Origin of the sequence: Bacillus sp. HMSC036E02, from assembly GCF_001836235.1 — a bacterium.
Lineage (GTDB): Bacteria > Bacillota > Bacilli > Bacillales > Bacillaceae_G > Bacillus_A > Bacillus_A cereus.
Genome location: NZ_KV827806.1, coordinates 49,487 through 60,445 on the forward strand (window position 1 = coordinate 49,487; position 10,959 = coordinate 60,445).

The following is a 10,959-nucleotide window of genomic DNA, read 5'->3' on the forward strand; positions in this document are numbered from 1 at the left end:
TCTCTCCATTTCATAATAAAAAGCACACTCATCCCTAAAATAGGGACGAGCGTGCTTTTACCCGTGGTTCCACCCAGATTCCCATTGTAAACAAACAATGGCTTCTTTTACGGTAACGTCGTTTATACGGCACTAGATACTTAATTTCCCTAGTGCAGCTCTAAGGTGGTAAGTTATTTTTCTGCGTTAGGAAGTTCTCAGCTTTCCTTCCTTCTCTGTATAACCGGGTAAAATAACTCGTGTCCTTTTCTTCGCTTATTATGAAATTGAATGCAAAAAAGCATATTCATCCCTAAATATAGGGACGAATATGCTTATATCCGTGGTTCCACCCAGATTCCCATCACAAAAAAACATAATGGCTTCTTTTGCGATAACGTCGCATACACGGCACTAGATACTTAATTTCCCTAGTGCAGCTCTAAGGTGGTAAGTTATTTTTCTGCGTTAGGAAGTTCTCAGCTTTCCTTCCTTCTCTGTATAACCGGGTAAAATAACTCGTGTCCTTTTCTTTGCTTTTTGTAAAACATCCATTTATTGTTATTTAATATATCTTATTCATTTTATTTTTGCAAGTGTTTAAAAAAATTATTTATTTAATTTAAAAAAGCGAAACCAAATTTTTTTGGTTTCACTTCACAATTTTACCAATCTTGTGGTTCGTAATTTAAGTCTGCAAATAGACGTCTTTTCTCCTTCTTCGTTAAATCTCTCCACTGCCCAACTGGTAAATTATTCAATTCAATATTCATAATTCTCGTACGTTTTAACGTGTATACTTGATAACCTAAAGCTTCACACATACGGCGAATTTGGCGATTTAGCCCTTGTGTTAAAATAATTTGGAACTCATATTTTGATAACTGTGTAATCTCACAAGGAAGCGTTTTTGTTCCTAAAATTTTAACACCCGCTGCCATTTTCTCTAAGAAATCAGGTGTAATTGGCTTATCTACTGAAACGATATATTCTTTCTCATGTTTGTTTTCAGCACGTAAAATCTCATTAACAATATCGCCATCATTCGTTAACAAAATTAAACCGTCAGAGTCTTTATCAAGACGTCCAATGTGGCTAATTCGTAAAGGATGATTCACTAAATCAATAATATTACCTTTTACTGATTTTTCACTCGTACATGTAATACCTACTGGTTTATTTAAAGCGATATATACGTGATCTCGAGCAATTCGAAGCTGCTCTCCATTTACTCGTACATCATCACCTGGGTTCACTTGGTCACCAATTTTTGCAACCTTACCGTTAATAATTACTCTTCTCTCATTAATTAGTTTATCCGCTCCACGTCGAGACGCTTTTCCAGCTTCACTAATAAATTTATTGATACGCAAATTAGGCACATCCTTTTCTAAAAAAATTTCAAGCTCACACTGCTTCTACCGTACAATACAAAAGGGTAAGCCTCCTATTATAACTTAAATATATTAACATGAAAGGGTATATAACGTCTTCTATTAATTACTTGTTTATAAGAAAATCTCTTTATTATACATTCATTTATGCACTTTTTCAGCGTTTAATATACAAGCCATTCTTCCTTACATACAGCTTGTTTTCCTTTTATCTCTTCTATCTCTTCATGAATATTAGCTAATTTATATAAATCTGTGAAAATCTCTTCCACATAATGTTGGTGCGTCTTTTCATCTTTCCAATACGTTAACACTATGTAACGATTTTTATTTTTTAAAGACTTCCCAACTACTCCACCTAACATTCCTTTTGCTTTTTCCATTCCTTTATCCCAAATTGTTTCTTGCTTATGTAAAAAATGATTTTCCTTTTCCATCTTTACATCACATATAGCAACTCTTACGAATGATCCTTCTGTAACAACGTCTTTCAAATGCGTATCAGTTATATCATACAACGTTTGAAATAATTCAATTTCACATGAAAGAAACGTATCCTCTTGATTACTATTTAAATAAATTGTATCGTGAGCACCATTCATAAATGATTGATATGTACTTCTATCTTCCCATAAAGTAAATACACATGCCTCATCTTCATACCATCCACCAAATTGTCCATGAAAACCATCTAGGTGCCGTATATCACGCCATTTTCCTTGCGAATTTGAAAACAATTCCTTTTTCTCTTCTTCCACCTTACAGTAGATTGTTTTTAGTAACATTTTTAATTCCCCCTTATCTTACATTCCATTTCCCATCTGCAATACTTTCTACTTTTCTCCTAAACGAACATTATTTTTACTCTCTATTTCTTCAGCTCTTATATGTACTAAAGAGGGCCTTTTCATCTCGTATCCTTGTTCAACACGCATATTTATTTTTTCTGTTCCCACAAAAACGATACTTTAAAAGATAGGCTGTTAAATATCCATTTGAACTTCCTTTTGTCACATCTTCCGGGATCCCATAATAGTCTGCAAAATCACGAACATTTAGATCGTTCATTTATTTACATAACATAATTATATTCTTCTAGTTATCTATAGTATTCAAAAAAGCAGCCGCTCTTTCTATCAGCCATTCACCAAACGTACTTAAAAATAATAAAATTTCATTTATATCATTTATCGGTTCAATTACATATTGTAATGCCTTTCTCATATTTTTTTCTTGTTCGGGAAAATGCTTACTAAATAATTCATAGGCAGGATATAAGTCTCTGGAATAAAGTCCTTCTCTCTCAATTGTCAATGCTAGACCTGACCTGATTATTATCTTCATAATCCAACGACAACAATCAGCTATATCTTCCACGCCTTTATTATGTATTAACTCTTTGCGTGCTTGTCCAATTTGTTTTCCCAATTGAATAAGATGTTCATAGGCTAACTCCTGACTTACTTTATATTTAGGCAAAGACAATGTTACATCTTCACCAAATATACATACTCCATGTGTCTGTATCATGAAGCTTATAAAAGAAAAACTCTTGGAATTTATCACTTCTTTTTCACTGTAAAAACTCAATTCCACTCCTGTTATACAATTGAATTTTTGCAAAATTTTAATTTCTAGTTTCTTTCGCCAACTTAAGTCTATTAATTTAGGATCCTTTCGCACTAATATAATTACATCTATATCAGCAATACCTTTAATTCCAATCCCTCTTGGAATTGAGCCTCTTATATAAACACTGTGTAAATCATCCTGTAACAATTCACAACAAGTATTTTTTATTTCTTGTATTACCTCCATAAATATAGGTTGAACTTTTTCAATATGTGCATCATTTATAATATATCCTTCATCATCAGTAGAACAAAAACGACCTATCTTTTTTATACTTGGCAATTTGTCATCTCCATACTAAATATTATTTTATTCTATACACATAGTAATTATAATTTAAATAATTCAGAATTAAAAATCAAAAGATATAGAAAGTAAACAATCCTACAATATCATTCACTTCCTATCTCTCTTATCATCAATTATTTTTCAAATAAATAATACGTAATTTCTCCCGGATAATGTACTACTGCTACCTTCCGCTCCCCTTTTTTAAAACTAACAGTATGCCCGTTTTCCCCTAAGTTCTCCCATCCATTTGCCTTTGTAATAGGCATTACACTTATATATTGATAGTCCTCTTTCTTATCATCGTTAATATGAATTGCTGACATTGGTACTGGAAAACCTTTAATTTTAGATTCTTTATTCATAAATATGAATGCAATTAAACCAACTAATAACATAACCATTGAAATACTTGAAACCAGTTTTCTTCTATTCATTTTCACTAAAAACCCTCTTTTCTCGCATACAACTTTCATCATTTTACTAACTTTAATTATTTATGTATAAAAAAGAAATAATTAAAATTATTTCTAACCTATTTTCTCTACTTTAAACAACATTATTGTTATATATTATAATTATAAGTTTTTAAATTTTGGAGGCGTTACATATTGCGGAAATTACTTTTTACTAAATGGACAGTTGTTATTTCTATTTTCATCATTTTCGGTACGATTTTCTATGTTACTAATGTTAAAAATAACAACGAAAAAGCAACTGTAGAAACAGCGGATACAAAAACTTTCAAAACTAAATTACAACCTAAAATTAATGAATTGACTACTCATTATAATGACATCATCGAAAAAGATTGGTTACCTGCCTGGGAAGAGATTAACACAAATGGAGATTCAGTAGATCGAAATAAACTATTAGTTACAATGAGTGCTGTTTCCAAGCAGTACGAAACAATTATGAACGAAATAGACACGCTTAAAATTGAAGAAAACATAACAGATATAGATATACAAAAACAACTACTTCAATTCACAAATCAGTTTAAATCCGCATCAAATTTCATGAAAAATGCAGCAAATTTGATTATAGACGGAGCAAATAACTCTACTCCAACCGATGAAACTATTGAAAAAACAAAACAAGCTTTAGGACTTGCGGATCAACATATTGTCATCGCTTTATCTACTTTAAATGAAGTTGAAGATAAATTAGGACTTACAAAAAAATAAAACTATTTACTATTTTAAAATAAAAAATGATTGCAATTCACAATTTGTATGTCTATAATGTTTTTATTGATTTACAATCAATGTGTTTATAAATTTTATAATTCGGATGAACCATTCAGGAGAAGGTCTATTGATCTACCGACGGGGCAAAAAGTTGTTATACCAACTTTGAAACTCTCAGGTCTTGGTTACAAGTAGAACTGCATGGGGACGAATCTCTGGAGAGACTCCCTCTCGCTTTCATAGAGCGCGGAGGAAAACGAGCACCGAAGGAGCAAATCCGCTACTTTAGCGGATAATCTCTCAGGTAAAAGGACAGAGACAAGCGAAAGAAAAAGCCGATTGTATCGGTTTATTTTTCTATCCCTTGTTTCTCCAGAGACCATTTCATTTACTTGAAGTGGTTTTTATTTTTTCTAAAAAAGGAGAATAAAGATGGAGACAGTAAGTAAAGTATTAGAACAAATGAATCAATACGTGTGGGGATTACCAACTTTGTTGCTACTCGTTGGAACAGGTATCATTCTCACAGTGCGTTTGAAAGGTTTACAGTTTAGTAAACTATTATACGCTCACAAACTAGCGTTTAAAAAATCAGAAGATACTTCTTCTTCTGGAGATATTAGTCACTTCCAAGCACTCATGACAGCTATGGCCGCAACGATTGGTATGGGAAATATAGCCGGTGTTGCAACAGCGGTTACAATTGGTGGTCCTGGTGCAATATTTTGGATGTGGATTACCGCTTTATTCGGTATGGCAACAAAGTATGCCGAGGCAATACTTGCAGTAAAATACCGTGTTAGTAATGAAAATGGTGAATATTCAGGTGGACCAATGTATTATTTAGAGCGTGGTTTAGGTAAGAAATGGCTGGCAGTATTATTCGCTATATTCGGCACAACTGCTTCTTTCGGTATTGGTAATATGGTGCAATCTAACTCAGTTGCAGAGGCAATGCGAATTAATTTCTCTTTCCCTCCTGCTTTAACTGGTATAGTAATGTCATTTTTAATCGCAATTGTTATTTTAGGCGGTGTAAAAAAAATTGGGAAAGTGACGGGATATGTCGTTCCTATTAAAGCTTTCTTTTATATAATTGCTGGTCTTATAATTATTTTCTATCACTACGACCAAATTCCAGAAGCATTTTCACTTATTTTTTCTGGTGCATTTAATGGTACAGCAGCTGCTGGTGGTTTTATTGGGGCAACAGTTGCATCAGCTATTCAAATCGGAATGGCGCGTGGTGTATTTGCGAACGAAGCTGGTTTAGGGAGTGCCCCTATTGCCGCGGCGGCGGCAAAAACTGATTCGCCTGCAAAGCAAGCTTTAGTTTCAATGACTGGTACTTTTCTAGATACGTTTATTGTATGTACAATTACAGGACTAGTATTAATTACTACAGGTGCTTGGAGATCTGGTAAAACTGGCGTTGAAGCTACAACACTTGCATTCCAATCTGTATTTGGTACTGCTGGTAGTATGATTCTCGGTATCGCAATTATTTTATTTGCCTACTCTACTATTTTAGGCTGGTCGTATTATGGGGAAAAATGTGTAGCTTATTTATTCGGAGAAAGTGCAGTTAAATATTATAAAGCAATCTTTATTGTTATGATTGCAATTGGTGCTAATTTAAAGCTAGGAATCGTATGGACATTTGCTGATATTGCAAATGGACTTATGGCAATTCCAAACTTGATTGGTCTAATTGGATTAAGTAGTATTGTTGTTGCTGAAACGAATCGCTTTTTACAAGCAGAGAAATTGAAAGAAAATAATAAAAACCAGGCAAGTTAATCTATGAAAAAGGAATGACTCATACATGATGAGCGTTCCTTTTTTCATCCCCTCTTTTACTTAATTACTATTATTAAAAATATATTTATATCAATATTTACTCCTTTTTATTCCTCCAAAAGTTTTTCACATAAATGTCATAAATCGTATGGTCTAACTATATAGTTGAAAAGGAATGTGACATTAAAGTGTCACTGAAAAACTCATCCAAGAAAAGGGAGGAAAAATCTTTTGAAAAACAAAATCATCGTTTTCCTATCTGTTTTGTCATTTATTATTGGTGGTTTCTTCTTTAACACGAATACTTCAAGCGCTGAAACATCATCTACTGATTACGTTCCTAACCAATTAATCGTTAAGTTCAAACAAAATGCATCTTTAAGTAATGTGCAATCTTTTCATAAATCTGTCGGAGCTAATGTCTTATCTAAAGATGATAAGTTAGGTTTTGAAGTCGTACAATTTTCAAAAGGTACTGTAAAAGAAAAAATAAAGAGCTATAAAAATAATCCAGATGTGGAATATGCAGAACCGAATTATTACGTTCACGCCTTTTGGACTCCAAACGACCCATATTTTAATAATCAATACGGGTTACAAAAGATTCAAGCTCCACAAGCTTGGGATAGCCAACGAAGTGATCCTGGTGTAAAAGTAGCTATTATTGATACAGGAGTTCAAGGCTCACACCCTGATCTGGCTTCGAAAGTAATTTACGGGCATGATTATGTTGATAACGACAATACATCTGATGATGGTAATGGTCATGGTACACATTGCGCTGGAATTACTGGAGCACTTACGAATAACAGCGTCGGAATTGCTGGTGTTGCCCCACAGACTTCAATTTATGCTGTCCGCGTATTAGATAATCAAGGAAGTGGTACTCTTGATGCTGTAGCGCAAGGTATTCGAGAAGCTGCTGATTCGGGTGCAAAAGTAATTAGTTTAAGTTTAGGAGCTCCAAATGGTGGTACTGCATTACAACAAGCCGTTCAATATGCATGGAATAAAGGCTCTGTTATAGTTGCAGCTGCTGGAAATGCTGGAAATACAAAAGCTAATTACCCTGCTTATTACAGCGAAGTAATTGCAGTTGCTTCTACAGATCAATCAGATAGAAAATCTTCATTCTCTACTTATGGTAGCTGGGTAGATGTTGCAGCACCAGGTTCAAATATATATTCAACATATAAAGGAAGCACGTATCAATCATTAAGTGGTACATCTATGGCAACACCTCATGTTGCAGGAGTCGCAGCTCTTTTAGCAAATCAAGGATATAGCAATACACAAATCCGCCAAATTATTGAGTCTACTACTGATAAAATTAGTGGTACAGGTACGTACTGGAAAAACGGTAGAGTCAATGCATATAAGGCTGTACAATACGCTAAGCAATTACAAGAAAATAAAGCTTCTTAAGAAAACTTTAATCAGTCGATCTACCATGAATCCAGAATAAAATAGAAGGAGAGACTTCTATAATTAAAGCCTCTCCTTCTTACAAACTATATTACTCTCCCTGCTTTTTAACCATATGTAAATACAGTACAAAATCCATCATTGTCGATGAATGACCAAGTTGACGGATCATCGCTGTTATATTTCCTCTATGGTATGTACCATGATTTACGACATGTTGCACTAATTCTAAAATCGAAGTTTCTAATTTCCCTACGTATGGATTCTCAATAACAAATACAGCATTCACATCTTGTATTGTAATTAAAAACTCTTTATATTGATTTGCCATGTTTTCAAACATTTTTTCTAATTCATGTAACGATTTAGTTTCAATTTGTTTTCGTAAATCTTCTCGGTCTTGTATTGCTTCATTCATACTTTTACCATGCAATATATGTAACCACACTTGATCTGTAATATAAATATGCACAAAAGTATCCTTAATGGATGGGAATACACTCTGTATCTGCTCATTAAAAATTGTCTCATAGTTTGGTAACTCTTTTAATCGATTGAATAATCTAGTATTAGCCCAAGCATGATAATCACACTGTTTTAATATATAATCTTTCAATTTATATTACCTCCTTATTGTATGAAACGAATGGTTTGTTTCTTCATTTCTGATTCTCTATCAGCCTTTGCAATCCCTTTTTCTTTCATTTCATGCTTATTTATCGTTTTATATTTTACATACGTATAAAATTCCGTTTGAAATGGAAATGGTGTAATCCGAATTGTTTCCTCGTCCACCCATTCAGCTTGAATAAGTTTCTCCTCTTTACTATTAAACATTTCTGTTCCTTCAAAACCATCTTTAAATAAATCAATTTCATCTTTCTTTTTGACACCAGGCTTATTCATACATACGTATAAAGAAAGTTCATCACAAAACTTTAATAATCTATAATGCTTATCGAACATCGCAAACTGTTCCTTTGTTAACGTTTTCAAAATTCTTTTTTGTCGTTCTAACTCATGTTTATAAAATGACATCATCTCTCCATCTTCCTCGTTTAGTGGAAATGATAAAAAATGTTTACTACAAAGCAATGCCCCGTATGGATTAGAATTTTCAATTTCATTCAAACCAATCGTATAAAAAACAAAACGTAATGGGCTTGGACAATCCATAAATGTATATGGAATATTTTTAGCATCATTCAAAATTGGTACTTTATCAAGCTCTATCCATCCTCTGTCATGCTCATATATTGCATCAACTGTTTCTTTTAAATATGTTTTATCTTCAAAAAAGTCTTCTTTTATATGCTTTGCAATCTCTCCAGCTAAAAAACCATGATCATGTTGACGAATTAATATACTTTCCTTCTCATTTTTTTCACGAAAAATCATTCGTATACTCCCCCTCATCCTCATATTAAAGCTTTTTATATGCATCAATTCTTAATTAATCCCTAAATAATAGAAGGGATTCAGTCTCTTGCAACGAAATTAACATAATTATATAGTATTCTTTCTAATCATGGTGATAGCTTTATCTTTACTATCTATTATACTAAAACATTCATTCCAAAAATTTTTTTATGAGGTGAAAACATGAACAAAACAGAATTGATTAAAAACGTAGCTCAATCAGCTGATATTTCTCAAAAGGACGCTTCTGCAGCTGTACAATCCGTATTTGACACAATTGCTAATGCATTACAATCTGGAGATAAAGTTCAACTAATCGGGTTTGGAACTTTTGAAGTACGCGAAAGATCTGCTCGTACAGGACGTAATCCGCAAACTGGCGAAGAAATTCAAATCGCCGCTGGTAAAGTTCCTGCATTTAAAGCGGGTAAAGAATTAAAAGAAGCTGTTAAATAAAAACAAGAAACCAGCCATTTTATAGGCTGGTTTCTTGTTTTTATTTAAGCAATTGCTTTATATTCTCTGCATGATACACTTCACAAATATAAAATACACATTTGCAGTTACTTACAATTTGATACTTTCTAGTTGGATACACATTCGCTGTAACAGAACATCCATCAAACAATTCAATAATATTTCCAGATGGCTGATATCCTTCATATAATACGTTTCTTCTTACTTCCATCTTTTCTATAAGCTTTTCAACAGGAATATTTCCACTCTCTAATTCACTCTTTATTGCGTCCGGTAAAAACGAAGTGTCTGCAAAAATTAGATTTTCAGATAACACCTTTCCTTTATAACTAACATTAGATACACGGTAAAGAAATGTTCCATCTTTATCAAAGAAATTCTTTGCTTCTTTCGGAATGTACTGTCTACCAAGTGCCTCTTGTTCAAGAACATCAAACTGAACTGTATCATTTAAAAGCTTTTCTAAAGCATGAATGGATGATGTATCTCCAGAAAATAAAATATTTTTAATTGCTTGTACATTATAAGTGAATTCATTCTTTCTATTTTCCGCTACTAACATGAGGAACACCTCTTCTGTAATTTTTTTATTTAAGATTTAAAAGTGCTGCCGCGTCTAATTGCGTAATTTCAGTCACTTCCTTACTGAATATTGCAACAGAAGCCCTATAATCTAAACTAGGCCTTACATCTTCCATCATTGTATTACTTGCTAACTCTTGTCTATCCTTAAAAACCAACAAGTTTGGAGGATCATTTGGAGCTGATACTGTAATATGTACTGGTGGAATCATTAGTCCTTCACCTGTCGCTTTCAGCACCGCTTCTTTTCGAGTCCAATATGTTAAAAAACCTTCTATTTTCTGTTCATTTGGCAGTTTCATAACTTGCGCTATTTCAATGTCTGTTAATACACCTTCTGCCATTTTCATAACATCTATACTTGGATTCATTTGTTCTACATCTATGCCAACAGGTGCAGATTTTGTAAATGCAACGACAACCCACTCACCTGAATGCGAAACGGATAATTGCGGCATACCTTCTGGTAATTGTGGTCTTCCATGCTGCAATTTACATACTGAGCACATTCGATCAATTGGTACTTGGACTGGTGACATAGAAAGTATCTTGCCGAGAACTAATCTACTTATTACGCAACCTATTATAAAACGAGCTCGATCTGCCGAATGATGATACGAATTTGCTTTCTCTCGCTCTATATCATTTAGTAAATTGTAATGCCATGATTGTAAATCCGAAATTCTTGCCCACCATATTTGACAATCATTCTCATTCAAAGTTGGAATAGAATCTACAACTTTACTTTCTATCATGTAAACTCTCCTTTATTC

Annotated in this window: 12 protein-coding genes, 1 riboswitch and 2 other annotated features; of the genes, 4 read left to right on the forward strand and 8 right to left on the reverse strand. The window is 33.3% G+C overall.

What is annotated here, in order from left to right; all coding sequences use genetic code 11:
* Positions 1-38: 38 nt before the first annotated feature.
* Positions 39-261, reverse strand: a binding site (T-box leader).
* A 36-nt stretch (positions 262-297) separates the two neighbouring features.
* Positions 298-522, reverse strand: a binding site (T-box leader).
* 122 nt (positions 523-644) lie between these two features.
* From rluF to HMPREF2590_RS02565, 4 genes are all read right to left on the reverse strand, one after another.
* Positions 645-1,352 carry a 23S rRNA pseudouridine(2604) synthase RluF gene (gene rluF, locus HMPREF2590_RS02550; RefSeq protein ID WP_001222170.1) on the reverse strand — a complete coding sequence of 236 codons (708 nt, stop codon included), beginning with the start codon at positions 1,350-1,352 and terminating at the stop codon, positions 645-647.
* A 185-nt stretch (positions 1,353-1,537) separates the two neighbouring features.
* Entirely contained in the window at positions 1,538-2,158 is a 621-nt protein-coding gene (locus tag HMPREF2590_RS02555) for a YdbC family protein (protein WP_000925172.1), read from the reverse strand.
* A 310-nt stretch (positions 2,159-2,468) separates the two neighbouring features.
* Positions 2,469-3,287, reverse strand: a complete 819-nt coding sequence (locus HMPREF2590_RS02560; protein ID WP_001139241.1) for a nucleotidyltransferase family protein — start codon at positions 3,285-3,287, stop codon at positions 2,469-2,471.
* Positions 3,288-3,427: 140 nt separating this feature from the next.
* The gene (locus tag HMPREF2590_RS02565; RefSeq protein WP_046392680.1) at positions 3,428-3,772 is read right to left on the reverse strand and encodes a hypothetical protein; all 345 of its coding nucleotides are present in this window, start codon (positions 3,770-3,772) and stop codon (positions 3,428-3,430) included.
* A gap of 132 nt (positions 3,773-3,904) precedes the next feature.
* On the opposite strand from HMPREF2590_RS02565, the gene HMPREF2590_RS02570 reads away from it, so the two are divergent.
* The 3 genes from HMPREF2590_RS02570 (at position 3,905) to HMPREF2590_RS02580 (ending at position 7,708) form a co-directional block, all read left to right on the forward strand.
* Complete coding sequence (locus tag HMPREF2590_RS02570) at positions 3,905-4,480, forward strand: hypothetical protein (RefSeq protein WP_001228757.1); 576 nt, start codon at positions 3,905-3,907, stop codon at positions 4,478-4,480.
* A gap of 208 nt (positions 4,481-4,688) precedes the next feature.
* A riboswitch (glycine riboswitch) is annotated at positions 4,689-4,809 on the forward strand.
* Between the two features lie 106 nt (positions 4,810-4,915).
* Positions 4,916-6,283, forward strand: a complete 1,368-nt coding sequence (locus tag HMPREF2590_RS02575) for an alanine/glycine:cation symporter family protein (protein ID WP_000451050.1) — start codon at positions 4,916-4,918, stop codon at positions 6,281-6,283.
* Between the two features lie 231 nt (positions 6,284-6,514).
* Positions 6,515-7,708 (forward strand): S8 family peptidase, encoded by a 1,194-nt coding sequence (locus HMPREF2590_RS02580; RefSeq protein ID WP_000790937.1) that lies wholly within the window; start codon positions 6,515-6,517, stop codon positions 7,706-7,708.
* Between the two features lie 91 nt (positions 7,709-7,799).
* Here the strand turns inward: HMPREF2590_RS02580 and HMPREF2590_RS02585 are convergent, their stop codons facing one another.
* A complete protein-coding gene (locus tag HMPREF2590_RS02585) occupies positions 7,800-8,324 on the reverse strand; it encodes a DinB family protein (protein ID WP_000656270.1) in 525 nt (174 codons plus the stop codon).
* Between the two features lie 14 nt (positions 8,325-8,338).
* On the reverse strand, positions 8,339-9,106 hold the full coding sequence (locus tag HMPREF2590_RS02590) for a DUF3891 family protein (protein ID WP_000577285.1): 768 nt from the start codon (positions 9,104-9,106) through the stop codon (positions 8,339-8,341).
* Between the two features lie 204 nt (positions 9,107-9,310).
* Between HMPREF2590_RS02590 and HMPREF2590_RS02595 the strand changes: the two genes are divergently transcribed.
* Positions 9,311-9,583 (forward strand): HU family DNA-binding protein, encoded by a 273-nt coding sequence (locus HMPREF2590_RS02595; protein WP_001043905.1) that lies wholly within the window; start codon positions 9,311-9,313, stop codon positions 9,581-9,583.
* A 40-nt stretch (positions 9,584-9,623) separates the two neighbouring features.
* Here the strand turns inward: HMPREF2590_RS02595 and HMPREF2590_RS02600 are convergent, their stop codons facing one another.
* Positions 9,624-10,166, reverse strand: a complete 543-nt coding sequence (locus tag HMPREF2590_RS02600) for a hypothetical protein (RefSeq protein WP_000959126.1) — start codon at positions 10,164-10,166, stop codon at positions 9,624-9,626.
* A gap of 25 nt (positions 10,167-10,191) precedes the next feature.
* Positions 10,192-10,941, reverse strand: coding sequence for a 4'-phosphopantetheinyl transferase Sfp (sfp, locus tag HMPREF2590_RS02605; protein WP_000572999.1), 750 nt, complete (start codon positions 10,939-10,941; stop codon positions 10,192-10,194).
* Positions 10,942-10,959: the final 18 nt, after the last annotated feature.